Genomic DNA, 24,617 nt, shown 5'->3' with positions numbered 1-24,617 from the left:
GGTGGCGCTCGCGGCCCCCCGGGCCGGGGCCCCGGCCGGGCCGCCGGGGCGGCCGGGGGCCCCCCCCCCGGGGGGGGCGCCGCCGCCCCGCGTTCGCGGGGTGCCCGGCCGTGGCTGTGCCCCATGGCCGGGCGGCAGCCGTCCTCGCCGCACCGGGCCGCGTGAACGGCGTTCGGCCGGGACCTGCCGTTGGCCGACCCCGCCGTCGCTCCGCCCGTACGGCCGGGAGCCCGTCGCCCGAACCGAGGGCGAACCGTACGGGCACTCCGCCGCCGCTCCCGAAGGCGGCCTCGACACCTGACCGAACGTCGCCCCGGCCGCCACGGCGACGTCCACCGGCGGGCGCCGTCAACCCCGGTGATGCCGATCCGCCTTCCCGCCACCCCCGCCGTTCGGCCGGGTCGTGCCATACCCCGGAGGGCCGCCGGGGCCGCTCCGGAGGACGACGCGGATGACCCCAACATGTGCGAACTTGGCCTCAGGGGCCCGGAGTTCGGGCCCGGGGAGGGATCACCGTGAACGTCACCCGCACCACCCCTGCCACCTCTGCCACCTCTGCCACCCGCGCCGTGCGGCTCGCCGCCGCCGCGCTGGCCGGCGCCACCGTCCTCGCGCTCGCCCCGACGGCGGCCGTGGCGGCCGACGGCGGGAGCGCTCCCGCCACCGCGTCGGCCGGCGCCGCCGCGCGGGTCGACCTGAGCCCCGAGCTGCGGGCCATCGTCGAGCGCGGCTCCTCGACGGCCGCGCTCGGCGAGGCGCGCGAGAACGGCCGCCGGGTCTGGCGCGACGCCGCCGGGGTCAACGACCTCGACTCGCCGCGACCGCCGCGCGCCGACGGCCGGTTCCGGATCGGCAGCGTCACCAAGACCTTCGTCTCCACGGTCGTGCTGCAGCTCGTCGACGAGGGGAAGCTCCGGCTGGACGACCCGGTGGAGCGCTACCTGCCGGGCGTCGTCCCGAACGGCGGCACGATCACCCTGCGCCAACTGCTCAACCACACCAGCGGCTTGTACGACTACCTGGAGGACCCGCGCTTCCTCTACCAGGACGAGGCCAGCCTGCGCAGCTACCTCGCCGACCGCCGCTGGACGACCTGGAGCCCGGCCCAGCTGATCGAGGTCGGCGTGCACGGGACGCCGTACTTCCCGCCCGGGCAGGGCTGGCACTACTCGAACACCAACTACGTCCTCATCGGCGAGGTGGTCCGCAAGGTCACCGGGCACAACTGGCGCGGCGAGGTGGACCGGCGGATCGTCAAGCCGCTGCACCTCGACAACACGGTGTTCGCGGGCGCCCGGCCGGGCATACCCGGCCCGCACGCGCACGGGTACGCCAAGCTGCCGGAGGGCCTGGCCGACCTCACACTGATCAATCCGAGCTTCGGCGACGCGGCCGGCGACGGCATCTCCACCACCGCCGACCTCAACCGCTTCCACGCCGCCCTGTTCGGCGGCAGGCTGCTGTCGGCGGCCCGGTTCGCGGAGATGACCACGGCCGTCCCGGCGCCGATGATCGGCGCGCACTACGGGCTGGGCCTGATCCGGTACGACCTGCCCTGCGGCGAGGTCTGGGGCCACACCGGCGGGATACCGGGCTACAACACGGTGTGGCTCGGGCCGAAGGACGGCACCCGGCAGTTCTCGCTCTCCTTCACCCTCTCGCAGGGGGCCGAGACCGAGGAGACCTTCACCACGCTGAACGCCTTCATCGTGAACGCGTCCTGCGGCTCCGGCACGCCCGGCGCCAAGGGCGCCACGGGCGCCACGGCGAACTCGGCCTTCACCTTCGTACGTTGAGCGACCCGCCGGACGGCGGGGAGGGTGCGGTGTCAAGCCCGGTGACGCCGATTGGCCTGCGTGCCACCCCCGCCGTTCGGCCGGGTCCCGGGATACCGGCGGTGGACCGCGGGGGCCCGCGAGGCCGTCCGGAGGACGACGCGAGGCGGGTGGGGCGGGTGCGAGTCTGAGCGGCGAGGGCCCGACGCACGGGCCGGGGAGGCTGGTTCACCATGGCGTTCGTTCAGGCTCACGCACCGCGCAGACTCGGCCGGTTGGGCATGCGGCTGGCCGCCGTCGCACTGGCCGGGGCGACGGTCGTCACGCTCGCCCCGGCGGCGGCGATGGCGGCCGCGCCCGCCACGCCCACCGCGCCCGCGGGGAGCGAGGACCGCAAGGGCGGCGTCGACGCCCAGGCCGAGCTGCAGGCGTTCATCGCGGACGGCTCCTCGACGGCCGCGTTCGCCGAGGTCCGGCAGGACGGCCGCCGGATCTGGCGCGGCGCGGCCGGCACGGCCGACCTGACCACCGGGCAGCCGGTCAGGCCGGACGGCCGGTTCCGGATCGGCAGCGTCACCAAGACCTTCGTGTCCACGGTCGCGCTCCAGCTGGTCGCCGAGGGCAAGCTGCGGCTGGACGACCCGGTGGAGCGCTACCTGCCGGGCGTCGTCCCGAACGGCGGGGCGATCAGCGTGCGCCAACTGCTCAACCACACCAGCGGGTTGTTCGACTACCTGGAGGACCCGCAGTTCTTCTACCGGGACGAGGCGAGCCTGCGCGACTGGGTCCACGGGGCGAGCCGCTGGCAGGACTACCGGCCGGAGCAGCTGATCGCCGTCGGCTTCGCCCACCCGCCGTACTTCGCGCCGGGCGAGGGCTGGAAGTACTCGAACACCAACTACGTCCTCGCCGGGATGCTGATCAGGAAACTGACCGGGAACAGCTGGCAGCGCGAGGTCGAGCGCCGGATCGTCAAACCGCTGCACCTCGACGACACGGTGTTCCCCCGCTCCGAGACCGGCGTGCGCGGCCCGCACACCCACGCCTACGCCAAGCTGGCGGAGGGTCCGGCGGACATCACCCGGCTCAACCCGTCCGTCGCCGACGCGGCGGGCAACGGCATCTCCACCACCGCCGACCTCAACCGCTTCCACGCCGCCCTGTTCGGCGGCAAGCTGCTGCGGCCGGCCGAGCAGGCCGAGCTCAAGCGGACGGTGCCGACCGGATCGGGCCACTCGTTCTACGGACTCGGCGTGGCCCAGGCCGACTTCGGCTGCGGCCCGCTGTGGGGCCACGACGGCGGCATCCCGGGCTGGGGCACCCTGCTGTTCGGCACGGCGGACGGGAAGCGGCAGGTCGCGCTGTCGTACAACCCGTACGAGGGCACGGACCCGTCGGGCCTCGACGCGGCGGTCGTCGACGTGGCGATCAAGACCCTGTGCGGCACCTCGGCCCCGGCGGGGGCGGCCGCGGACGCGCGCGCCGGGCTCTCGGCGCTGCGGAGCCCGAGCGCGGTGGGCGCCGCGCGCTGAGCGCCCTCCAGGGCCGGCGCCGACCGCAGGTCGGCGCCGGCCCGCTGCGGACGGTCCGTCAACCCTGGTTCCGCCAAGGGGTGGTAACAGCGTTTCTCCATGGTTACGCTGTTACCCATGAACACGATCTACCAGGCCGCGTTACAGCGCGGCCAGGAATCGGCCCGCGCCGCCGTCCTCGACTGCGCGATCGGCCTCCTCATCGCCGACGGCCCCGCCGCACTGACCATGCGGCGGGTCGCCGCCGAGATCGGCGCGTCGACGAAGGTCCTCTACACCATGTTCGGCGCCAAGGAAGGGCTCGCCGACGCCCTGTACCGGGAAGGCTTCGCCCGGCTGCGCCGCACCCAGGAGCAGACCCGGCTCACCGACGACCCGCTGACCCACCTCAACGACCTCGGCGCCGCGTACCGGCAGCACGCCCTGGCCGAACCCGCCTACTACCGCGTCATGTTCGAGCAGGCCATCCCCGGCTACCGTCCGAGCGCCGAATCCCTCGCCTCCGCCGAGACCGCGTTCGAGACCTCCGTGGCCGCCGTCGGAGCGTGCATCACCGCCGGTGTCTTCCGCCCCGGCGACCCGTACGAGATCTCCAAGCTGCTCTGGGCCGCCGCACACGGCGCGGTCAGCCTCGAACTCGCCGGCCACTTCCCGCCCGACACCGCGGACCGCCGCTTCACGGCGCTGATGGCGGCGGTCGGCCGGGCCTTCCTCGCCGACGCCCCCGGGCCGGACGGAGGACCGACCGCATGACCGCCCCCGCACGCACCAACCGCTACCTGTCGGGCAGCTTCGCCCCCGTTACCGAGGAGGTCACCGCCCACGACCTCCCCGTCACCGGCCGGATACCCGCCCACCTCAGCGGCCGCTACCTGCGCATCGGCCCCAACCCGCTCGGCGTCGAGGACCCGGCCGCGCACATCTGGACGCTCGGCGAGGGCATGGTGCACGGCGTCCGCATCCGCGACGGCCGCGCCGAGTGGTACCGCAACCGCTGGGTCCGGTCCGCCTCCGTCGCCGACCGGCTCGGTGAGCCGCGCCGTGGCGCCCCCGTCGACGAGCGCATGGACTTCGCGCCGAACGTGCAGGTCGCCGGGCTGGACGGCCGCACCTTCGCGCTCATCGAGGGCGGGCTGAAGCCGTACGAGCTGACGTACGAGCTGGACACGGTGGGCGCCTGCGACCTCGGCGGGACGCCCGAGGGCTACACCGCCAACGCGCACTCCGTGTTCGATCCACGCGCCCGTGAACTGCACTCGGTGGCCTTCCGCTACGGCGCCGAGGCCGTGCAGCACATCGTCATGGACGACACCGGTACCGTCCGCCGCGTCACGACCGTTCCCACGCCGGGCAGCCCGTACATGCACGACTTCGCGCTGACCGAGGACTACGTCGTCCTCTACGACGCGCCCGTGGTCTTCAGCGCCGCGCACCTGGGCACCGGCGTGCCGTTCGTCTGGGACGACGGCCACCGGGCCCGGGTGGGCGTGATGTCCCGGGAGGGCGGCGAGGTGCGGTGGTTCGAGGTCGCGCCGGGCCTCGTCGGCCACACCCTCAACGCCCACCAGCGCGGGGCGGAGGTCGTCGTGGACATCGTCCGCCACCCCGAGGGCTTCGCGATCCGGGACTTCGGCACCAGCCGCCCGACCCTGGACCGCTGGACGGTCGACCTCACGGCCGGCCGGGTGCGGGAGGAACGCCTCGACGACCGCATCCAGGAGTTCCCCCGGCTCAACCCCCGGTACACGGGGCAGCCGTACCGGTACGGCTACGCCGCCGCCGTCGAGCTGTACGCGCCGCCCGCCGGGCCCGAGGACAACCGGCCGGACGAGGGCTTCAGCAGTGCGCTGCTGAAGCACGACCTGCTGCGCGGCACCACCGAGGCGCACGAGTTCGGGCGGTTCGGGGCCGTGGGCGAGGGGGTGTTCGTGGCCGCCGAGCACCCGACCGCGGAGGACGACGGCTATGTGATGGCCTACGTCCACGATCCGGAGCGCGGCGCCGCCGACCTGGTGATCCTCGCCGCCCAGGACTTCACCGGCGAACCGGTCGCCCGCATCCACCTGCCGGCACGGGTACCGCTCGGCCTGCACGGCAACTGGGTGCCGGACGATGAGTCAGGGACGCACTAGCGTCCACTCGGTAGCGATGCGGCTGGACGTGAGGGCGTGCTTTCCGTCCTCCTCGACCGCGTTCGCCAGCGTGATGTGACACTTCTTCGGGCCGACGACGTCGATGTGTACCTGGTATCCGGCATCCGTCACCCAGGAAGCCTCCCAGGTGCCGTTCGTGATCCCCCAAAGGTCGCCGGTCGCAGGAACGCCAAGGCGATGGCTGGGATGGCGTACTTCGCGGCGCTTTCCACGGCGGGACCGCAGCAGCACGGTGATCGCCGAAGCCAGGCTGCGCTCACAGGAGGAGCGACGACCCGCCGATCGGCAGATGGACGGCGGCAGTTCGGCACCGGGACGATGATCGGGCCGGGGCCGTCGCCATCCTCGCCCACCCCTGCGGCGGCGATGGCGGGGCAACGTCCCCGGCACTGGCGTCCGACCTGACCGACCGGGCAGCCGGTCAGGTCGGACGCGCCCGCCCGCCGGGCCTACTCGGGTATGCGGTGATCGCGGTCGCGTTGGCGCTCGTGGAGGAAGTCCGAGCGGAGCCGGCAGACGGCGCCGACGACGGCCGCCGTGATGATGAGCGCCAGGAGGCCGAGCACGGTCACGCGGCGGCGTCGAGCTCGAACCAGACCAGCTTGCCGCGCTTCTGGGGTTCGGCGCCCCAGCGGTGGGTGAGGCCCTGGACGAGCTGGAGCCCCCGGCCGGACTCGGCGAGCCCGGCCGGGGTGAGAGGGACGGGGAGGTCGGAGGAGTCGTCGCCGACCGAGACGCGGAGCGTCCGGTCGAGGATGCGGACGACGACGACCGGCGCGATCGTCCGGCCGTGGCGCCAGGCGTTGACGATGAGCTCGACGAGGGCGAGTTCGGCGTCCGCGACGGCCTCGGGGAGGAAGCCGGCGAGGTCCATGGACGACCGGAGGGTCTCTCGGGCGACGATGAGGGAGGGGGTGTTGCGGTTACACATGGGGACACTCCCAGCGGTGTAGGTGGGGGCGCACCGGAGGGAGGCATGAGGGTGCCAACTGCCCGGCTGAGGGAGGTTGATGACAATCCGTCCGGTGAGCGGTGCGTCACAGACTGTAGAGCATCAAGCGGTACATGTACCACCGGAGTCGGTATTTGTACCGCCAATCGCGGCTGGACTCGTGCAACGCTCACGGTGGATGCTTGGGCGCATGCCACCTACCCCAAGTGCACGAAGGCAGCGGGTCGGCATCGAGCTACGGAAGATGCGAGATGCCGCCGGCACGACCACCGCCGAGGCCTCCACGGTCCTCGGCGTGGACCGCACAAAGATCACGCTGATCGAGCAGGCCCTCTACGCGGTGACACCGGAGAGAGTCACCGCGCTTGCCCGCAAGTACGGCGAGACCGACGATGCGTTCGTCTCGGCGCTCGCGACGATGGCGGGTGATCGCTCCAAGGGGTGGTGGGAGGAATACCGGGGAGCCGTACCGCTCGGATTCCTCGACCTTGCCGAGCAGGAGTACTACGCAAAGGCGATGCAGTCCTATCAGATCTGCCATCCGCCGGGCCCCATGCAGTCCGAGCGGTACAGCAGGGCAATCTTCCGGAATGCCCAAACTCCACTGACTCCGCGCATAGTCGAAACGCGCGTTGAGCATCGCATGCGCCGGGCCGATATCCTGATGTCAGAAGGCGCGGCGCCCTATACCGCGATCGTGCACGAGGCCGCGCTCCGCATGCAGTTCGGCGGACGCGAGGTGCTGCGGGAACAGCTGAACTGGATGCTGGAACTGTCGGAGCGTTCGCACATCACGCTTCGCGTCATCAGCTTCGACTCCGGGGGCTTCATGGGATCCGGGCAAGCCCTGATCTACATGAACGGCCCGGTTCCGCGCCTCGACACCGTGCAGTACGACACTGTCGAAGGTCCGACGTTCCTGCACACGACGGAGCATCTGGAGAAGTACCGCGGACTCATGAAGGTGATGACCGAACGGTCGCTCTCCGTGGACGGTTCTCGCGACCTGATTTCAAAGATCAAGAAGGAGCTCTGATGGAGGAACTCTCGTGGGCACGACCGTCGTCGTGCGCGAACGCCAACAACTGCCCGGAGGTGGCCATCACCGATGACGGCGTCTATGTCCGGAGCAGTCTCCACCCCTCCTCCATAGCCCGGCTGACCGTCACGGAATGGCGTGACCTCGTGGCCGGCATCCAGATCGGCGAATTCAACGCCTGACGCTGATCTTCCAGCCGCGCCCTTCGCTGAGCAGCGAAGGGCGCGGCCCGGGTTCAGTTAGCACGCCGGCATGCTCTGGCCTCCACAGCCCTTTTCCGCCGCCACCATGCCGCATCTCCCTGTCCCGCCACCGGTGCTTCTCCGGTCTCCGTTGTGTGTGTCGGATCGACGCGGTCCCTTGGACTGCTCGGACCGGGGCGACTACTCGTCGGCCTTGCTCAGCGCCTTCTCGGCTTCCTCCACGGCGCCGCATGCCCGGTATGCCGCTGCCGAGGCCTCTCGCATGGCCCGCACCTCGGCGGCGGGTCGCTGGGCGGCGAGGAGGGTGTCGGCGAGTTCGTCGGATGCCGCGCCCAGCCGATGCCGGTCGTCCAGGTTCTCGAACAAGCCGACGGCCCGCTCGCCGGCGTCAATCGCCTCGACCATCGCCCCTCGACTCCGCAGTGTGGTGCCGAGGTTGTTCCAGGCGATGGCTTCCCGGTGATGGTCGCCGAGGTCCTGGTGCCGGGTCAGAGCGGTGCGATGGGCCGCCTCGGCCTCCTCGAATCGCCGCAACGCCTGCAGCACGACGCCGAGGTTGTTCCAGGCGGTGGCTTCCCGGTGATGGTCGCCGAGGTCCTGATGGCGGGTCAGAGCGGTGCGATGGGCCGCCTCGGCCTCCTCGAATCGCCGCAACGCCTGCAGCACGACGCCGAGATCATCCCAGGCGACGGCTTCGCCGTGGTGGTCGCCGAGAGCCTGGTACTGGGAGAGGGTGGTGCGGTGGGCCGCCTCGGCCTCCTCGAATCGCCGCAACGCCCAGAGCACGTTGCCGATGTTGCTCCGCGCAGTGGCTTCCCCTTGGTGGTCGCCAAGGCTCTGGTGCTGGGTAAGAGCGGTGCGATGGGCCGCCTCGGCCTCCTCGAATCGCCGCAAGGCCTGCAGTGCGAGACCGAGCTCGATCCACGCGCTGGCCTCCCCGCGAGGGTCACGGCTGTCGTGTGCTGCGGCCAGAGCGATTCTGGCGATGTCCAGGTGGTCGTCGAGGCGGCGACGCAGGTTGAGGTAGAAGCTGAGGTGGGAGGTGAGGTGTTGGGCGGTTTCGTAGCGACCTGCGGCGTGGGCGGTATGGACGGCGGCGACAAGGTTGGCGCGCTCGGCGGCCAGCCATGCCAGCGCCTCTGCCCGGCCGCTGAATTGCTGTCCCACGCCGACACCGTGCTCGACCGGATTCACGCGTGCCTCCGCCTCGTGGGTGGTGAAGGTGTAGTGGTCCAGGAGGCGTTGCAGAGCAGTGGCGGTGTGGGCGGGGTGTCGAGCGGCTTGTTCGCCGGCGTAGGCGCGCACCAGGTCGTGCATGTGCCAGCGCCCGGTGTCGGGGTCCTGGCGGATCAAGCTGGCCTTGGAGAGTGCGACGAGACGGGCCCGGACGTCCCTGAGCTTGCTGATGCTGGTGACCGCAGCGGCCGTCTCGGTGGACAGGTCCGGTCCCGGATTGACCGCGAGAAGGCGGAACAACTCGGCGTGGGGCAGGGACAGCCGCTGATAGGAACGTTCCAGCACGGCGCGTACGGCCCGTGGGCCGTCCTCCAGCACGTCGAGGCGCTCGCCCAGGTCATGCATGTCGTCGGCGAGCCGACTCGGCTTCAGCCCCTTCTCGGCGACCAGCTGGGCGGCGGCGATCTGCAAGGCGAGCGGCAGGTGGCCGCACAGTTCGGCGACCCGGGCCGCGCCGTCGGGGTCGTCGGCGATCCGCCGGTCCTTGGGCAAGGTGCGGCGCAGGGCGGCGGCCATGAGGGCGACGGACTGTTCGGGGTCAAGCACGTCCAGGTCCACCAGCCGGGCACCGAGTGCGGCGGTGAAGTCGTCGCGGGAGGTCACCAGCAGCCGGTGCGGACCGGCACCGGGGACGAGGTGCCGCACCTGTTCGGCGGCGTTGGCGTTGTCGGCGAGGACGAGGACGCGTTCCCCGGCCTGCTCCCGCACGGCCAGTTGGGCGCGATAGTAGGCGGCACGCTGGTCGGCCCCCGGCGGGATCCGCTCGGGATCGGTTCCCAGGGCGCGCAGGGCGGCATCGAGAACCTGGTCGGCGTCGAGAGTGGTGTCGTCGTAGCCGTGCAGGTCCAGGAACAGCACCCCACTGAACAGGCCCCGCTCGATCGCCGCGTGGGCGACGGCGAGGGCCAGGGTGGTCTTGCCCATCCCTCCCATGCCCAGCACCGACGCCACCACCACCGGCTCCGGGTCGGCAACCGGACGCAGCAGGTCGAGTAGTTCCTCCAACTCCTCGCTCCGGCTGGTGAAGCCCGCCGGGACGGCTGGAGGAGGAGCCAACGCCGACTGCACGGCAGCGGGCAGCGGCGCGTGGTGGTGCTCGTGGACATGGATGTCCCGGCCGGCCTGGTGGATCCTTCCGGTGCCGTCGGCCCGCAGCTCGGTGTGCTCGACAGTGCTCTGCTCACCGAGTGCGGCATGGGCGATGTCACCACCCGCGCCGACCGCGCCCTCCCCGGAGGCCGCGACCTCCCGCCCGGTGACCGGCTGCCCGGCGCGCGGCTTCTTCCAGGGCAGTTCACGCGTCACGAGCGCCGCCCGCTCAGGTCGATGCCGACGATGTCCCCGCCGGCGGCGATCGAGCCGGGCCCGGTGGCGCGCACCTCACGCGTGTCGACCCCGTCCACGACCCCGCCCCCGGGAGCAGCGCCGGCCGCGGTGATGCTGCCGGCCGCGGCGATGCCGCCCTCCGCGGCCCGCACCCGCACCTCCCGCACGTTCCCGCCCGGCGCGGCAGGCCCCGCGGACCGCCGCAGTGCGAGCAGGGTCAGCGGAACGCCGGCCAGCGCGACGACCGCACCGGTCACGCTCGCGATCTTGTCCGCGCCCTCCAGCTCCCCCAGCGCCGCGACGGCCACCAGGCCGACCCCCGCCGCCGCGCAGACCGCGGCCACGGTCCACCACATCCACCGGCGCACCCGCGCCACCCCCAACTCCCGAGCTCGGGCATTCCTTGTGACCGAATATCATTCCATCCCCGAGACCGCAGGTCGGCATCCTCGAACTTCCCTGGAACCACCTCCGCCCTGCGGACACCAGTTCTGCGTGGAGTCCTCCTTGTCCAGTAAGCAGACGCAGGCCGGCGAGCGGCAGCTCTTCGCCGAGCTCTACGATCAGCACGCTCGCACGGTCTTCGCGCACGCGTACAGATCCACCGGGGACCGCGACCTCGCGGACGACATCGTCTCCCTCACCTTCCTCGAAGCCTGGCGGCTCCGCAGGAAGCTCCGCGACGAGGTCCTGCACCCCCGCGCCTGGCTGCTGGCCATCGCCACCAACGTGCTCCGCAACACCGCCCGCACCGCGCGCCGGCACCGGGACGCGATGTCCCGGCTGCCCCGGCGCGACCCGATCCCCGACTTCGCCGACGAGGTCGTCAGCCGGATCACCGACGCCGGCACGGCCGCGGCCGCCGTGCGCGCGCTCGACCAGCTCGGCGGTCCGGAGCGCGAGGTGTTCACGCTCGTCGTCTGGTCCGGGCTCGGCTACGCCGAGGCCGCCCAGGCCCTGGGCATACCCGTCGGCACCGTCCGCTCCCGGCTCTCGCGCGTCCGGGACAAGCTCCGCCGGATCGTGGACGCCGAGGATCCGCCCGCACCACGCCGGGCCTCCTCGGTCGCCCCGGCTCCCTCCGGCCTCGCCATCAGCCATCAGCCCGTGGGCCACCACCAGGAAAGGCGGCCATGAGCAACACACGCACCGACCACTCCGAGTGGAACGAGCACAGCGAGCGCCGTGAACTCGCCCGGCTGCTCCCCCCGCCGCCCCACCCGGAACCCTCCCCCTCGCAGCTCGCCGCCCGCCGTGACGTCCTCCTCGCCGAGTTCGCCCGGCCGCGCCCCTTCTCCGCCCTCACCGCCCGCTGGCGCGGCCTGGCCGTGGTGGCCGCCGTCGCCACCGCCGCCGCCATCACGGCCGTCACCCTCGCCCCCGACACCTCCTCCTCGCAGGACCCGCCGCCGCCCGCCACCGCCGCCTCCGTCGAACTCCTCGACCGGATCGCCAAGGTCGCCTACAGCCAGCCCCAGCGCCCCGCCCGGGACGACCAGTTCACCTATCTGCGGACGGTCTCCCACACCACCACGCTCTCCGAGGCCTCCGACGGCGCCATGGCGCCCGCCCCCATCACCGCCACCACCGAGCGCTGGACCGCCGTGGACGGCAGCCGCGCCGGCCTCCAGCGCCGCGACGGCGCCGACGCCCAGCTCCCCGCCGTCGCCCACGGCGGCTCGCTGAACTCCCCCACCTACCGTCTGCTGGCCAATCTGCCGACCGATCCCGACACCCTGCTGAAGCTGATCTACACCGACGCCCGGCCGAACCACGGTCCCGGTTCGGCGTCGACCGCCGGAGCGGACCACGAGGCCTTCGTCACCATCGGGGACCTCCTGCGCGACTCGGTCGTCCCGCCCCAGGTGGGCTCGGCGCTCTACCGCGCCGCCGCCCGCATCCCCGGGGTGGTGGCCGTGGACGACGCGGTCGACGCCACCGGACGGCGCGGGGTGGCGGTGGCCCGGGTGAACGACGGCCGGCGCTTCGAGTGGATCTTCGACCGGGCGACGCTGCGGCTGCTCGGCACCCGCACCGTCCTGCTCCAGGACGGCCCGTGGGGCAGGACGGGCGAGGACGTGGCGTCCACCGCCGTCCTCGCCCAGGGCATCGTCGGCGCCCCCGGCGAGGCGGCGCCCGCGGAGGCCGCAGAATCAAGCCATTGAGCCAATTCGGTCAGCCATTGACCGGTCCTTGTCGGAACTATTGTGCGAACGGCTGATCCGGCGTTGGGTCGTGGCAGCACAGTCCTGCCACGACTCATCAGGGGAGAAGTTGACCGTGCGTTCCTTCCGCATGCTCGCCGTCGCCACCGCGGCCGCCGGCGCGCTCGCGCTGGCGGCCCCGGCGGCCACGGCCACACCCGCGCCGTCCGCACCGGCGGCCCCGTCCGCCGACGCCCAGCAGTCCGCCGGCTCGACGAAGGCAACGCCGTCCAAGCCGGTGATCGCCACCTACAAGGGCCGGCAGATCGACCTGGCCAAGGGCTGGGACGGCGCCCGCGTCTGCACCGAGGTGACGGGCGGCGCCGTCTACTGCCACGACAGCGTCGCCGAGGCCGACGCGGCGCTCGCCACCATCGACCCGGCGCTCGCCCGGGCCACGAAGGCCGCGAAGGCGGCCGCCCCGGCCGCGGCCGCCAACGTCGTGCTGTCGCCGCAGGCGACCTCCGACTGCGGCTCCGGCTGGGCCTGCCTCTGGGAGCACGCCAACTACTCCGGCTCCCTGCTGCGCTGGTCGCAGCCGGGCACCAAGTACCTCTCCGACTGGTCGTTCCGCGACATGGCCAGCTCCGCCTGCGTGTTCCGCTCCGGCGGCGACCTGACGGTCTACGACGACCGCACCCTGCAGCCGGACCCCTCGGTCTACCTGTGGAACGGCAACTGCTACGACTTCACGGGCCTGAGCTACCCGTACGGCGGCAACTGGAACGACAAGGCGGACTACATCGTCCTGTAGCCGCCCCGCCCGGTGCCCGCGCCGACGCCCGAAGGCCGGCCCCCTCCCCGGGGTGCCGGCCTTCGTCGCGTTCTCCCGCCGGTGTCACACCGCCAGCTCGGCGATGTCCTCCTTCGGGGCCTCCGGGGCCTCGGTGGCACCCACCTTCTTGTTCCGCAGCACCACCGCCGCCAGCAGGGCCGCCGCCAGGACGCCCGCCGCGCTCACCGTGAGGGTGGTGGACATCGCCGAGGTGAACGCCTCCCGGGCCGCGTGGGCCAGACCCGCGTCGCCCTTGGCCCCGGCCTCGGCCAGCGCGCCGACGATCGACTGCTTCGCCTCCTCGGAGGAGCCGGCCGGCATCTCGTCGGCGTAGCCGCTGGCCAGCAGCGAGCCGAGGATCGCGATGCCGAGCGCGGTGCCCGCCTGCTGGATGGTGTCGTTCAGGGCCGAGCCGACGCCCGCCTTCTCCGGCGGGATCTCGCCCATCAGCGCGCCGACGGCGGCCGGCATCGCGAGGCCGGCGCCCAGGCCGAGCAGGGCCAGCGCCACCGCCGGGACGGTGAAGCCGGTGTCCGCGTCGACCGTGCTGAGCAGGACGAACGAGCCGGCCATCAGCCCCATGCCGACCAGGACCAGCGGCCGGAAGCCGACCTTGGCCGTCAGACCGGCGCCGGCACCGTTGCCGATCAGCGCGGCGACCGCCATCGGCACGAAGGCCAGGCCCGCCTTGAGCGGTGAGTAGTCCAGCACGAACTGCAGGTACTGGGTGAGGACGAGCAGCAGACCGCCGTTGCCGATCTGGACCAGGGTCAGCGAGAGCGAGCCGCCGCTGAAGTTGCGCTTCTTGAACAGCACCAGCGGCACCATCGGCTCCGCCACCACGTTCTGCCAGATCACGAAGCCGCCGAGCGCGACGACCGCCACCACCAGGGTGATCAGCGAGGTGCCGCCGAACGCGCCGTGCTTCGGGATCTCGATGATCCACCAGATCAGCGCGGTCATGCCGACCGCCGAGAGGACCGCGCCCAGCGGGTCCGGCTTCTGCCACGGCCCCTTGGACTCGGGCATCAGGACCAGCGCGGCGGTGATCGCCAGCACCACCACCGGCACGTTGATGAAGAAGATCGAGTGCCAGGAGAAGTGGTCGATCAGCACGCCGCCGAGCACCGGGCTGCCGACCAGGCCGAGCATCGAGACCGAGCCCCAGGCCGCCATGGCCTTGCCGCGCTCGTCCTCCTCGAAGACGGTGATGAGGATCGACAGGGTCGAGGGCATGATCAGCGCGCCGCCGACGCCCATCGCCACCCGGCTCGCGATGACCTCACCGGGGTTGCTGCAGACCGTCGCCGCCAGCGAGGCCGCTCCGAAGAGCAGCAGGCCGATGATCATGATCTTCCGCCGGCCGAACCGGTCGCCGAGACTTCCGGAGGTCAGCAGCAGTCCGGCGAAGACCAGGATGTAGGAGTCGAGGATCCACTGCGTGTCCTGTGCGGTGGCCTTCAGGTCCTCGGTCATCGACGGCACCGCCACGGTCAGCGCCATGCTGTCGACCACCAGGACCAGCGTGCTGAGGCACAGCACGATCAGGATCCACCAGCGCCGCGGGTTACGGCCTTCCATGATTTTTCCCCTCCGAAGTACGACGATGCGTACGATGTTCCGTCGATGCGCACACTGTACGCAGTGCGGAACAGTGTGCGCAATCCTGTTTCCTGTACGCTTCCTGCGAACGGTGTACGCAGGGATGTTCTGAGACCGCTTCACGCGAGGAGGACCGGCCGATGGCCGCCAAGACGAACCCGATCCCGTCCGTGTGGGCCCGCCGGCAGCGCGAGCCCGAGTCACCCGCGCTCAGCCGGGAGGCGATCGTCCGGGAGGCGATCGCCATGCTCGACGCCGACGGGGTCGAGGCGCTCTCGATGCGCAAGCTCGGCGCCCGCCTCAACGCCGGCGCGACCTCCCTGTACCGGCACGTCGCCACCAAGGACGAGCTGATCGAACTCGCGCTGGACGAGGCCTTCGGCGAGATCCCCGTCCCGGACCCCCGCGCCGCCGACTGGCGGGCCGACGTCACCGCGACCTGCGAGGCCTTCCGGGCCACCACGCTGCGCCACCGCTGGCTGGGATCCGTCATCGGCCAGGCCGGACTCGTCTACCTGGGTCCCAACCTGGTCACCGTCTCCGAGCGGATGGCCGCGCTGTTCGCGGCCGCCGGCTTCCCGGAGCCCTCGCGGGCCATCGACACGGTGCTCTCCTACGTGCTCGGGATGAGCACCACCGAGGCCGCCTTCCTCACCACCGTGATCCGCAGCGGGCAGACCGAGGCCGAGTTCGTCGCCGACCTGATGCCCTCCGCCCAGGAGGCGGTGGCCGGGCACGAGTTCCTGTCCGACGCCTTCGCCGACGCCGCGGCCAACGCCGTCGTGAACCCGGCCGCCCTGCGGGACGAGAAGTTCGCCTACGGCCTGAACGTCATCCTCGACGGCCTGGCCCTGCGGCTTCCCCGCCGGGAGGAGCCGGCGGCCTGAACGGCCCTGCGGCCTGAACAGCTCCGAACAACCCGGCCGTCCGGTCGTTCAGGCCCGCGGCCGCCGCCCGTCCCTGTGGCGGCCGCGGACCCCGCGCCCCCCTGCCGTCAGCGCTTGGCCGGACGGCGGAAGGTGGCGCGGGCCCAGAGGTACCCGGCGGCGGTGAGGGCCGCGCACCAGGCGAGCGAGACGATCCCGCTCGACCCGATGGCGGTGCCCATCAGCAGCCCCCGCAGGGTTTCGATGAGGGGCGTGAACGGCTGGTACTCCGCGAACCAGCGCAGGGCGGTGGGCATCGACTCCGGCGGCACGATCGCGCTGCCGACGAAGGGCAGGAACTGCAGCGGCAGCGGCAGGTTGCTGGCGCTCTCCGGCGTCTTGGCGACCAGGCCTATGCCGGCCGACAGCCAGGTCAGCGCGAACGTCACGAAGAGCAGCAGCCCGGCCGCCGCCACCCACTCCAGCGGACCGGCGTCGGGGCGAAAGCCCATCGCGAAGGCGGCCGCGACCACGATCAGCAGACCCAGCACGGTCTGGATCACGCTGCCCAGCACGTGCCCGGTGAGGAAGGCCGAGCGCGCGATCGCCATCGTCCGGAACCGGTTGACGATGCCCTCGGTCATGTCGACGCAGACCCCGACCGCCGTCACCAGCGAGCCGGCGGTCGCCGCCATCAGCACGATGCCGGGCGTCACGTAGTCGATGTAGTCGCCGCCCCCGATGCCCGCGCCCAGGGTGTCGCCGTAGGCGTAGTTGAAGAGCAGCAGGATCATCACCGGCATCAGCACGACCGAGAAGGTCATCGCCGGATAGCGCTGCGCGTGCCTGAGGTTGCGCCGCAGCATCGTCAGCGAGTCGGTGACGGCGTAGGACACGGTGCTCATCGGGCGGCCCCCTCCGCGGTCAGGGTCAGGAAGACGTCGTCGAGGTCGGGTGTGTGGACGGTGAGCGACTCGGCCCGGACGGCCGCGTTGTCGAGGACGTCGAGGACGGCCTTCACCGTGACGACCGAGTTGTCGCCGGGGATCGACAGGGTGAGCGCCTCGGCGTCCGCGCCGGCGTAGTCGAACAGCGCGGCGGCCGCGGCGAGCTCGGCGGGGCGGGCGAAGTGGAGCCGGAGGTGACCGCCCGGGATGCGCCGCTTGAGCTCCTCGGCCGTGCCCTCGGCGACGATCCGGCCGCCGTCCAGCAGGGCGATCCGGTCGGCCAGGTGGTCGGCCTCCTCCAGGTACTGGGTGGTCAGGAAGACGGTGACGCCCTGCTCCTGGACCAGCCCCTCGATCAGCTCCCACATGGTGCGCCGGCTGCGCGGGTCCAGCCCGGTGGTCGGCTCGTCGAGGAAGATCACCCGGGGGTCACCGACCAGGGTCATGGCGAGGTCGAGCTTGCGCCGCATGCCGCCGGAGAAGGTGCTCGCGGGCTTCGCGGCGAACCCGGTCAGCTCGAAGCGCCGCAACAGCTCCGCCGCCCGCCGCCGCCCCTCCCGGCGGGCGAGGTGGTGCAGGTCCGCCATCAGCAGGAGGTTCTCCTCCGCCGTGAGCAGGTCGTCCACCGCCGAGAACTGCCCGGTGACGCCGATCGCGGCGCGCACCCGGTCGGCCTCCCGGACCACGTCGTGGCCGGCCACCCGGACGGACCCCGCGTCGGCCGGGACGAGGGTGGAGAGGATCTCCACCGCGGTGGTCTTGCCGGCGCCGTTCGGCCCGAGCAGCGCGAAGACGGTGCCCTCGGGGACCCTCAGGTCGATGCCGTCGAGCACGGTCCGCCCGCCGTAGGCCTTGGTCAGCCCGACGGCCGAGATGGCCGTGTCCGGCCCGAGCGTGCTGGTGATGGTCATGTGGTCACTCCCCCTGTCCGTGGTCGGCCGCGGCCGGTCAGGCGCGCCGGATCACGACGTCGCCGAGCTGGGTCCGGGCCCGCACCTCGAGCCGCTCCAGGGCCTCGCCCGGCGCCCCCGAGGCCTCCAGCTCGTTGCGGACGCCGCCGACCTTGGTGTGCACGTCGAGCCAGGCGGCGGTGCCCTCCGGGATGCCGATCTCCAGATCCCCGATGGAGGTCTGCAGCACGGTGCGGCCGCGGACCACCTCGCCGATCCGGATGGTGCCGTGGGCGGACTTGGCGTCCACCCCGGCCAGCGCGGTGCCGACGGTGATGGCGCCGTTGGAGGAGTTGGCCCGCAGCTCGCCGCCGACCTGCCCGACGACCGTCTCGCCGTTGAGGTTCTTGACCGTCAGGGAGCCCGCGACGCTGGTGAGCTCGATCCGCCCGGAGGACTGCACCTCGGCGTCCCCGTCGGCCCGCCGCAGCCGGACCTCCCCGTGGTCGCTGCGCAGGTGGACGGTGGCCGCCTCGTCGACCTGGATCCGGCCGACCGAGGTCTTCAGCCGGCAGTCGCCGAAGACGCCCTCCAGCAGGAAGTCGCCCATCGGGACGTCGCCGCGGACCTCGGAGCCGGCCGGCACCTCGATCTCGACGTCGATCGATCCCGGACGGCCGAAGATCGACCGCTTCTTCGGAGCCTTGAGCACCAGCGCGCCGTTGACGCAGGTGACCTTGGTCTGCTCGGCGATCCGGACGTCCGTCTCGGAGGCCGGGTCGGCCGGACGGACCTCGACGACCGTGTCGGTGCGCTTGGCCGCGGTGATCCGCACCGAGCCGATGTCGAACTCCAGGGTGACGCTGATCGGGTTGGGGGTGTCGAAAGAAGGCATGACTGTCCCGTCCTCGTGGCTCTGCCCTGCGTCGCCGCAGGTGGAAAGGGGTGGAGTAGGCAGGTGGGCGGATGGTCGGGTGGAACGGGCGGGCGGACTAGCGGACCCAGCCGGTGAACCCCTGGCCGAGGGCGCGCCTGGCCCGCGGCTCGGGCCGCACGGGTGCGCCCGGGTCCAGCGCGGCGGAGACGGCCCGGACCAGCCAGGCGTTGACCGAGAGCCCTTCCTGGCCGGCGGCCTCCTCGACCCGGGCCTTGAGGTGGGCGGGGAGCCGGAAGTTGATCCGGGCGGTGTTGCCGTCGTCGGCCCCCTCGCCCGGGCCGGCGGCCGGGACGGCGGACACCGCCGACGGTGCCACCGGTGGTGCCGGTGGTGCCATCGCGGCACCGACCGGCTCGGTGTCGTGGAACGCGTCGGCGCCCGGCGGCACCGAGACCACGAACTCCGGGTCCAGCCCGCGCAGCCGGACGTCCACCGAACCCGGCGCCAGCTCCCGCGTCACCTCCCCCATGGCATCGGAGAGCGCGTTCAGCAGCGTGAGTCTGGCGGCCGCTTCCAACGGCAGGGTCAGGCGCTCGGCCAGGGCGCGTGCCTCGTCCCCGCCCGCGCCCGCGGCCACCGCGAGCTCGTGCCGGAGGTTGTCGACGTACGGCGTGAGATCCATGGCTAGAGAATGGCACACCCTTGGCGCCATGTCGAGCCTTTTTGGCACCACACCATGGCGCCATTCAGGCGAAGACGTGGCACCGGAGACGCCAAAGGCCCCGCCGACGCACGCCGACGGGGCCCCGAGGAGCGGAAGACCGCAGGTCAGACCTGGCGCCACCGCGCCAGGTGGGCGTCGATCTCGCCCGCCAGCCGCGCCTTGCCCGGGGCGTCGAGGAAGGACGCCTCCACCGCGTTCTTCGCCAGCGCCGCCACCCCGGCCTCGTCCAGGCCGAGCAGCCGGGCCGCCACCGCGTACTCGGTGTTGAGGTCGGTGCCGAACATCGGCGGGTCGTCGCTGTTGACGGTCACCAGCAGCCCGGCGTCGACCATCCGCTTGATCGGGTGGTCCTCGATCCGCTCCACCGCGCGGGTGGCGATGTTGGAGGTCGGGCAGACCTCCAGCGGGATCCGGTGCTCGCCCAGGTGGTCGAGCAGCGCCGGGTCGTCGACCGCCCGGGTGCCGTGGCCGATGCGCTCGGCACCGAGCACCCGCAGCGCGTCCCAGACCGTCTGCGGCCCGGTGGTCTCGCCCGCGTGCGGGACGCTGCGCAGGCCGGCCGCCCGCGCCCGGTCGAAGTAGGGCTTGAACTGCGGGCGCGGCACGCCGATCTCCGGGCCGCCGAGGCCGAAGCTGACCAGGCCCTCGGGCGCGAGGTCGACGGCGAGCCGCGCGGTCTCCTCGGCCGCCGCCAGCCCGGCCTCGCCCGGGATGTCGAAGCACCAGCGGAGCACCACCCCGAGTTCCTTCTCGGCGCGCACCCGGGCGTCCTCGATGGCCTCCATGAAGGCGACGTCGGGGATGCCCCGGCTGACCGAGGAGTAAGGGGTGACGGTCAGCTCGGCGTAGCGGATGTTCTGCCGGGCCATGTCCTCGGCGACGCCGTAGGTCAGGGCGCGGACGTCCTCGGGGTCGCGGACGAGGTCCACGACGCTCAGGTAGACCTCGATGAAGTGCGCGAAGTCGGTGAAGGTGAAGTACTCGGCCAGGGCCTGCGGGTCGGCGGGCACCCTGGCCCGGCCCTCGTGGCGCGCGGCCAGCTCGGCGACCACGCGCGGCGAGGCCGATCCGACGTGGTGGACGTGCAGCTCCGCCTTGGGCATCGCGGCGATGAACGCCTCGATGGAGCGGTCCGCGGGGCCCGCGGGGGTGCTGGCGCTGGGGGTTCCGATCCGACTTCCGTCCGGCTGGACCACGGTGGGTGCCCTTCTCTGAGGTCTACGCGCGTTTGAGCGGTGCTGGCAAGGATAAGCAGACCGGGCTCAGCCGCCGAGCGCGACCGCCACGGTGTGGATCAGCAGCCCCGCGAGCGCGCCGACCACCGTGCCGTTGATCCGGATGAACTGGAGGTCCCGGCCGACGTTGGCCTCGATCTTGCGCGAGGCGTCCTCGGCGTCCCAGCCCGCCACCGTCTCGGAGATCAGCGAGGTGATCTCGGTCCGGTAGGTGTCGACCAGGTACTGGGCGGCGTCCTGGAGCCAGCCGTCCACCTTGGCCTGCAGCTTCGTGTCGGTGGCCAGGCGCGAGCCGAAGCCGCGCACGCCCTCGCGGATGCGCCGGCGAAGCTCGCTCTCCTCGTCCTCGGCGGCGTTCAGCACCAGCGACCGGACGGCGGCCCAGGTGGAGGCGATGAGGTCCTGCACCTCCGGCCGGGCGAGCAGTTCGCCCTTGGCCCGCTCGACCCGGGCGATGGTCTCCGGGTCGGTCTGCAGCTCGGTGGCGAAATCGGCGAGGAACTTGTCGACCGCGCCGCGCGCCGGGTGCCGCGGGTCGTCCCGGATGTCGGTGACGAACCGCATCAGCTCCTTGTAGACCCGCTCGCCGACCTGGTGGTCGATGAACTTGGGGGTCCAGCCGGGGGTCTTCTGGGTGACCCGCTCGACCACCTCGGCGTGGTTGTCGGTCAGCCAGTCGTGCGCCCGCACCGCGATCAGGTCGACCACCCCGTGGTGGCCGCCGTCCGCGACCACCTTGCCGAGCATCCGGCCGGCCGGCTCGGCGACCGAGGTGGCGGCGGCCCGCCGGGTGACCGCCTCGGCGACGACCGCCTGCACGTCGTCGTCGCGCAGCACGGCGAGCACCCCGCGCAGCGCCGCCGAGGCCTCCTTGGTGACCCGCTCGGCGCTGCCCGGCGCGGCCAGCCACTCGCCGAGCCGCCGGGCGATGCCGAGCGCGGCGAGCCGGCCGCGCACCACGTGGCCGGAGAGGAAGTTCTCCCCGACGAAGTCGCCGAGCGAGCGGCCGAAGGCGTCCTTCTTGGTGGGGATGATGGCGGTGTGCGGGATGGGCAGGCCGAACGGGCGGCGGAACAGCGCCGTCACCGCGAACCAGTCGGCCAGCGCGCCGACCATGCCGGCCTCGGCGGCGGCGGCCAGGTAGCCGGCCCAGGCCCCGGCGCCGGCCGCCTTCGCCCAGGTGGCCAGGACGAAGACCAGGGTCGCGAAGGCCAGCAGGCCGGTCGCGATGGTCTTCATCCGGCGGACGCCGCGTCTCTTCTCCTCGTCGGCCGCGGTGAACCGCATCCCGGGGCCGGTCCCGCTGAAGGCTTCGTCGCTCACCCCGCCAGTCTGCCCGCTGCCCGGCGCGAACGGACGGCGCTCCCGGGTATCGCGCGCCGGTCCGGTGTCACACCCGCCCCACACGGCACCCGCGCGAGCCCGGGCGGAAGGCGAACGAACGGGGCGCGCCGCAGCCGTCACGCGCCCCCGAGCACCATCCTGCGCACCCCGGCCACGCCCGCCCACCGGGCCGGATCGGTGCACCGCCGCCCGTCCAGCAGCACCCGCACGCCCGGCAGGTCGGCCGGCGCCAGCTCCCGGTACTCCGGGTGGTCCGCCTGGAGCACCGCCGCCGCCACCGGCTCGCCGCCCCACGCGGGCAGGCCCAGTGCCGCCAGCTCCCCCGCCGGGTACAGCGGGTCGGCCACGTACGGCCGGGCCCCGGCCGTACGCAGCGCCTCGACCAGCGGGAACACGCCCGAGTACGCGGTCTCCTTGACCCCGCCCCGGTACGCGGCGCCCAGCACCAGCACGCCCTGCCCGGCGAGCCCGCCGTCCAGCGCGCCGTCCAGCGCGCCGACCGCGTACGCCGGCATCTCCAGATTGGCCGCCCGGGCCGCGCGGACCACCGTCGCCGCGGGGTCGTTCCAGAGGTAGAGCCGCGGGTAGACGGGGATGCAGTGGCCGCCGACCGCGACGCCCGGCCGGTGCAGATGGCTGAACGGCTGCGAGTTGCAGGCGTCCGCGACGGCCGCGAAGTCCACCCCGATCCGGTCCGCGTACCGGGCGAACTGGTTGGCCAGCGCGATGTTGACGTCCCGGTAGGTGGTCTCGGCGAGCTTGGCGAACTCGGCGGCCTCGGCGGACTCCAGCTCCCAGACGCCGTTGGGCCGGCCCTGGGCGTCCAGCTCCGGGCGCGGGTCGAAGTCCAGCACCGCCCGGTAGAACTCGGCGCCGCGCCGGGTGGCGGCCGGGTCGATCCCGCCGACCAGCTTGGGGTAGCGGCGCAGGTCGGCGAAGACCCGGCCGGTGCGGACCCGTTCGGGGCTGAAGACCAGCGCGAAGTCCCGGCCGGGGGCGAGCCCGGAGCCGGCCGCCAGCCGCGGCGCCCAGCGGCCCCGGGTGACGCCGACCGGCAGGGTGGTCTCGTAGCTGATCAGCGTGCCCCGGCGCAGCCCGGCCGCGACGGCGTCGGTGGCGGCGTCGAGCAGGGTGAAGTCGGGGGCGCCGTCGGCGGTGGTGACCAGCGGGACGACCAGGACGACGGCCTCGGCCCCGGCGACGGCGGCCGCGGTGTCGGTGGTGGCGCGCAGCCGCCCGTCGGCGACCACCCGCTTGAGCGCCTCCTCCAGCCCGGCCTCCCGGGGGAACGGCGGCCGGCCGTCGTTGACGGCCTCGACGACCGGCGGGGCGACGTCGGCGCCGGTGACCCGGTGGCCCTTGGCGGCGAACTGGACGGCGAGCGGCAGGCCGAGCTTGCCGAGGCCGACCACGCAGATGTCGAGCGGGTTCACCGGCTGCCCCCGTTCGCCCCGGGTCCCACGGAACCGGGCCCCACGGAACCCGACGCCGCGGAACCGGACCCCGCGGCACCCGACCCCGCGGCACCCGACCCCGCCACCGCGTTCGCCAGCCGGCGCCAGGCCGGGTAGCGGCGCAGCCGCCGACGCACCCCGACGGGCACCGCGCCGCGCCACAACTGCTGCACCAGCCTCGGCGGCGGCGCGGCCACCCCGTCGGACTCCACAAACGCCACGGACGCCACGGACGCCACCGCCTCCTCCCCCAGCAGGAACAGCTCGTCCGCCAGGCCCACCTCGGCGTCCCGGAACGCCGGGTAGCCCGCGTACCGCCGCCGCATCCCGTCCGCCCCGTCCTCCGTCACCTCCGCGGGCGCGCCGTGCTCGGCCTCCCAGGCGATCAGCTCGCCCAGGGCCCGGTACCGCCCGGTGGCCGCCAGCTCCAGCCGCACCCGGTCCGCGGCGGCGAGCCGGTGGTACACCTCGTGCGCCGCGAACCGCCGGACGAGTTCGCCGACCCCGGCGCACACCTCCTCCCGCAGCGGCGGGTCGAGGTCCAGGAGGCCGGCCCGGAGCAGCTGCGGCACCTCCCAGCCGAAGTGCCGCGCCTTGATCGCGTCCAGCTGCCCGCCCGGCGCGGCCAGCTCGGCGGCCACCCACTGCACCGCCGCGACGCCGCGGATCCGGTCCAGCGCCCCGGCCCGCTGGGTGACGTTGCCGCGGTCCTCGCGCAGCACCAGGAAGTAGTGGTCGTAGTCGGCGAGCACCGAGATCCGGCGGGCCCTCAGCAGGGCGGCGAGGGTGAAGGGCTGGTCGGAGTAGACCTTCAGATCCTCGTTGCGGGCCAGGTTGTGCCGCCGGATCAGCTCCAGCCGGAACAGCTTGGTGTCGGCGAGCGCCCAGGCCAGCGCGGAGTCCTCGAAGCCGACCGAGGCGGCGGTGGCCCCGAAGATGCCCTGCGGGACCTGCCGCCCGTTCACCCCGACCTGCTTGGGGATCAGCACGTCCGACTCCCAGGTGTCGGCGGAGGTCACCATCCGTTCCAGCGCCTCGTCGCCGAGCCAGTCGTCGGCGCCGAGGAAGAGCACGTACCGGCCGCGGGCCAGCGCCAGGCCCCGGTTGGTGGGGGCGGCCGGGCCGCCGGAGTTGGCCTGGTGGACGACCTGGAACAGTCCGGGGTGGCGGGCCGCGTAGGTGTCGAGCAGGGCGCCGCCGCCGTCCGTGGAGCCGTCGTCGACCGCGACCACCTCCATGCGCGCGTGCCCGATGCTCTGCCGGACCAGCGAGTCCAGGCAGGCGGTCAGGTACGGCATGGTGTTGTAGACCGCGATCACCACGGTCACGTCGGGTACGGTCATCGGGCGCTGCCCTCCGGTGCACGGGTCGCCAGGACGGTGCCCGGCGCCGCGCCGCCCGCGAAGCGGGGCGGGCGGCGCGGCGCCGGGCGATGCAACGGTCAACTAGGCGGCCCGGCGCGGGGTCACGTTCGCCACCCGCA

General features: G+C 73.1%; 23 protein-coding genes. 10 read left to right on the top strand and 13 right to left on the bottom strand.

The window, feature by feature from the left end; translation table 11 throughout:
• Positions 1–515: 515 nt before the first annotated feature.
• From ABT093_RS15045 to ABT093_RS15030, 4 genes are all read left to right on the top strand, one after another.
• The gene (locus ABT093_RS15045) at positions 516–1,796 is read left to right on the top strand and encodes a serine hydrolase domain-containing protein (RefSeq protein WP_350564246.1); all 1,281 of its coding nucleotides are present in this window, start codon (positions 516–518) and stop codon (positions 1,794–1,796) included.
• Between the two features lie 212 nt (positions 1,797–2,008).
• On the top strand, positions 2,009–3,307 hold the full coding sequence (locus ABT093_RS15040) for a serine hydrolase domain-containing protein (protein WP_350564244.1): 1,299 nt from the start codon (positions 2,009–2,011) through the stop codon (positions 3,305–3,307).
• 117 nt (positions 3,308–3,424) lie between these two features.
• Positions 3,425–4,060 carry a TetR/AcrR family transcriptional regulator gene (locus ABT093_RS15035; protein ID WP_350564242.1) on the top strand — a complete coding sequence of 212 codons (636 nt, stop codon included), beginning with the start codon at positions 3,425–3,427 and terminating at the stop codon, positions 4,058–4,060.
• Complete coding sequence (locus ABT093_RS15030) at positions 4,057–5,439, top strand: carotenoid oxygenase family protein (protein WP_350564240.1); 1,383 nt, start codon at positions 4,057–4,059, stop codon at positions 5,437–5,439. The genes ABT093_RS15035 and ABT093_RS15030 overlap by 4 nt, the downstream gene beginning before the upstream one ends.
• 470 nt (positions 5,440–5,909) lie before the next feature.
• Here the strand turns inward: ABT093_RS15030 and ABT093_RS15025 are convergent, their stop codons facing one another.
• On the bottom strand, positions 5,910–6,032 hold the full coding sequence (locus ABT093_RS15025) for a hypothetical protein (protein WP_350564238.1): 123 nt from the start codon (positions 6,030–6,032) through the stop codon (positions 5,910–5,912).
• Positions 6,029–6,391 (bottom strand): ATP-binding protein, encoded by a 363-nt coding sequence (locus ABT093_RS15020; RefSeq protein ID WP_350564236.1) that lies wholly within the window; start codon positions 6,389–6,391, stop codon positions 6,029–6,031. Before ABT093_RS15020 ends, ABT093_RS15025 begins: the two co-directional genes overlap by 4 nt.
• Before the next feature lie 79 nt (positions 6,392–6,470).
• On the opposite strand from ABT093_RS15020, the gene ABT093_RS15015 reads away from it, so the two are divergent.
• Positions 6,471–7,448: a helix-turn-helix domain-containing protein gene (locus ABT093_RS15015; protein WP_350564234.1), complete on the top strand. Its 978-nt coding sequence runs from the start codon at positions 6,471–6,473 to the stop codon at positions 7,446–7,448.
• Positions 7,448–7,633, top strand: a complete 186-nt coding sequence (locus ABT093_RS15010; protein WP_350564232.1) for a DUF397 domain-containing protein — start codon at positions 7,448–7,450, stop codon at positions 7,631–7,633. Before ABT093_RS15015 ends, ABT093_RS15010 begins: the two co-directional genes overlap by 1 nt.
• A 201-nt stretch (positions 7,634–7,834) precedes the next feature.
• On the opposite strand, the gene ABT093_RS15005 is transcribed toward ABT093_RS15010, so the two are convergent.
• Together ABT093_RS15005 and ABT093_RS15000 are read right to left on the bottom strand one after the other, a co-directional pair.
• Positions 7,835–10,195 (bottom strand): ATP-binding protein, encoded by a 2,361-nt coding sequence (locus ABT093_RS15005; RefSeq protein ID WP_350564231.1) that lies wholly within the window; start codon positions 10,193–10,195, stop codon positions 7,835–7,837.
• Positions 10,192–10,572 carry a hypothetical protein gene (locus ABT093_RS15000; RefSeq protein ID WP_350564229.1) on the bottom strand — a complete coding sequence of 127 codons (381 nt, stop codon included), beginning with the start codon at positions 10,570–10,572 and terminating at the stop codon, positions 10,192–10,194. Before ABT093_RS15000 ends, ABT093_RS15005 begins: the two co-directional genes overlap by 4 nt.
• Positions 10,573–10,723: 151 nt before the next feature.
• On the opposite strand from ABT093_RS15000, the gene ABT093_RS14995 reads away from it, so the two are divergent.
• The 3 genes from ABT093_RS14995 (at position 10,724) to ABT093_RS14985 (ending at position 13,174) form a co-directional block, all read left to right on the top strand.
• Positions 10,724–11,353 carry an RNA polymerase sigma factor gene (locus ABT093_RS14995; protein WP_350564227.1) on the top strand — a complete coding sequence of 210 codons (630 nt, stop codon included), beginning with the start codon at positions 10,724–10,726 and terminating at the stop codon, positions 11,351–11,353.
• Positions 11,350–12,381, top strand: a complete 1,032-nt coding sequence (locus ABT093_RS14990; protein WP_350564225.1) for a CU044_5270 family protein — start codon at positions 11,350–11,352, stop codon at positions 12,379–12,381. Before ABT093_RS14995 ends, ABT093_RS14990 begins: the two co-directional genes overlap by 4 nt.
• 115 nt (positions 12,382–12,496) lie before the next feature.
• A complete protein-coding gene (locus ABT093_RS14985; RefSeq protein ID WP_350564223.1) occupies positions 12,497–13,174 on the top strand; it encodes a peptidase inhibitor family I36 protein in 678 nt (225 codons plus the stop codon).
• A gap of 84 nt (positions 13,175–13,258) precedes the next feature.
• Here the strand turns inward: ABT093_RS14985 and ABT093_RS14980 are convergent, their stop codons facing one another.
• Positions 13,259–14,776, bottom strand: a complete 1,518-nt coding sequence (locus ABT093_RS14980; RefSeq protein ID WP_350564221.1) for an MFS transporter — start codon at positions 14,774–14,776, stop codon at positions 13,259–13,261.
• A gap of 161 nt (positions 14,777–14,937) precedes the next feature.
• On the opposite strand from ABT093_RS14980, the gene ABT093_RS14975 reads away from it, so the two are divergent.
• Entirely contained in the window at positions 14,938–15,684 is a 747-nt protein-coding gene (locus tag ABT093_RS14975; RefSeq protein WP_350564219.1) for a TetR/AcrR family transcriptional regulator, read from the top strand.
• A gap of 107 nt (positions 15,685–15,791) precedes the next feature.
• Here ABT093_RS14975 and ABT093_RS14970 read toward each other — a convergent pair whose 3' ends face one another.
• The 8 genes from ABT093_RS14970 to ABT093_RS14935 form a co-directional block, all read right to left on the bottom strand.
• Positions 15,792–16,568 carry an ABC transporter permease gene (locus ABT093_RS14970; RefSeq protein WP_350564217.1) on the bottom strand — a complete coding sequence of 259 codons (777 nt, stop codon included), beginning with the start codon at positions 16,566–16,568 and terminating at the stop codon, positions 15,792–15,794.
• Positions 16,565–17,521: an ATP-binding cassette domain-containing protein gene (locus ABT093_RS14965; protein ID WP_350564215.1), complete on the bottom strand. Its 957-nt coding sequence runs from the start codon at positions 17,519–17,521 to the stop codon at positions 16,565–16,567. Before ABT093_RS14965 ends, ABT093_RS14970 begins: the two co-directional genes overlap by 4 nt.
• A 37-nt stretch (positions 17,522–17,558) precedes the next feature.
• Positions 17,559–18,395: a DUF4097 family beta strand repeat-containing protein gene (locus tag ABT093_RS14960; protein ID WP_350564213.1), complete on the bottom strand. Its 837-nt coding sequence runs from the start codon at positions 18,393–18,395 to the stop codon at positions 17,559–17,561.
• A 97-nt stretch (positions 18,396–18,492) separates the two neighbouring features.
• Complete coding sequence (locus ABT093_RS14955) at positions 18,493–19,059, bottom strand: hypothetical protein (protein ID WP_350564212.1); 567 nt, start codon at positions 19,057–19,059, stop codon at positions 18,493–18,495.
• A gap of 146 nt (positions 19,060–19,205) precedes the next feature.
• On the bottom strand, positions 19,206–20,273 hold the full coding sequence (locus ABT093_RS14950) for an adenosine deaminase (RefSeq protein WP_350564259.1): 1,068 nt from the start codon (positions 20,271–20,273) through the stop codon (positions 19,206–19,208).
• 90 nt (positions 20,274–20,363) lie between these two features.
• On the bottom strand, positions 20,364–21,743 hold the full coding sequence (locus ABT093_RS14945) for a DUF445 domain-containing protein (RefSeq protein WP_502884226.1): 1,380 nt from the start codon (positions 21,741–21,743) through the stop codon (positions 20,364–20,366).
• Positions 21,744–21,796: 53 nt separating this feature from the next.
• Positions 21,797–23,113: a nucleotide sugar dehydrogenase gene (locus ABT093_RS14940; RefSeq protein WP_350564210.1), complete on the bottom strand. Its 1,317-nt coding sequence runs from the start codon at positions 23,111–23,113 to the stop codon at positions 21,797–21,799.
• On the bottom strand, positions 23,110–24,477 hold the full coding sequence (locus ABT093_RS14935; RefSeq protein ID WP_350564208.1) for a glycosyltransferase family 2 protein: 1,368 nt from the start codon (positions 24,475–24,477) through the stop codon (positions 23,110–23,112). The genes ABT093_RS14940 and ABT093_RS14935 overlap by 4 nt, the downstream gene beginning before the upstream one ends.
• Positions 24,478–24,617: the final 140 nt, after the last annotated feature.

It is taken from the genome of Kitasatospora sp. NPDC002551, assembly GCF_040296005.1.
Classification (GTDB): domain Bacteria; phylum Actinomycetota; class Actinomycetes; order Streptomycetales; family Streptomycetaceae; genus Kitasatospora.
This window is presented reverse-complemented; position numbering and strand designations above follow the sequence as displayed.

Coding starts and splice junctions, on each gene's coding strand:
- ABT093_RS14935 (WP_350564208.1), bottom strand. CDS start 24,477: ATGACCGTACCCGACGTGACCGTGGTGATCGCGGTCTACAACACCATG.
- ABT093_RS14955 (WP_350564212.1), bottom strand. CDS start 19,059: ATGGATCTCACGCCGTACGTCGACAACCTCCGGCACGAGCTCGCGGTG.
- ABT093_RS15000 (WP_350564229.1), bottom strand. CDS start 10,572: ATGTGGTGGACCGTGGCCGCGGTCTGCGCGGCGGCGGGGGTCGGCCTG.
- ABT093_RS14960 (WP_350564213.1), bottom strand. CDS start 18,395: ATGCCTTCTTTCGACACCCCCAACCCGATCAGCGTCACCCTGGAGTTC.
- ABT093_RS15020 (WP_350564236.1), bottom strand. CDS start 6,391: ATGTGTAACCGCAACACCCCCTCCCTCATCGTCGCCCGAGAGACCCTC.
- ABT093_RS14980 (WP_350564221.1), bottom strand. CDS start 14,776: ATGGAAGGCCGTAACCCGCGGCGCTGGTGGATCCTGATCGTGCTGTGC.
- ABT093_RS14975 (WP_350564219.1), top strand. CDS start 14,938: ATGGCCGCCAAGACGAACCCGATCCCGTCCGTGTGGGCCCGCCGGCAG.
- ABT093_RS15010 (WP_350564232.1), top strand. CDS start 7,448: ATGGAGGAACTCTCGTGGGCACGACCGTCGTCGTGCGCGAACGCCAAC.
- ABT093_RS15030 (WP_350564240.1), top strand. CDS start 4,057: ATGACCGCCCCCGCACGCACCAACCGCTACCTGTCGGGCAGCTTCGCC.
- ABT093_RS15040 (WP_350564244.1), top strand. CDS start 2,009: ATGGCGTTCGTTCAGGCTCACGCACCGCGCAGACTCGGCCGGTTGGGC.
- ABT093_RS14990 (WP_350564225.1), top strand. CDS start 11,350: ATGAGCAACACACGCACCGACCACTCCGAGTGGAACGAGCACAGCGAG.
- ABT093_RS15015 (WP_350564234.1), top strand. CDS start 6,471: ATGACAATCCGTCCGGTGAGCGGTGCGTCACAGACTGTAGAGCATCAA.
- ABT093_RS14970 (WP_350564217.1), bottom strand. CDS start 16,568: ATGAGCACCGTGTCCTACGCCGTCACCGACTCGCTGACGATGCTGCGG.
- ABT093_RS14965 (WP_350564215.1), bottom strand. CDS start 17,521: ATGACCATCACCAGCACGCTCGGGCCGGACACGGCCATCTCGGCCGTC.
- ABT093_RS15035 (WP_350564242.1), top strand. CDS start 3,425: ATGAACACGATCTACCAGGCCGCGTTACAGCGCGGCCAGGAATCGGCC.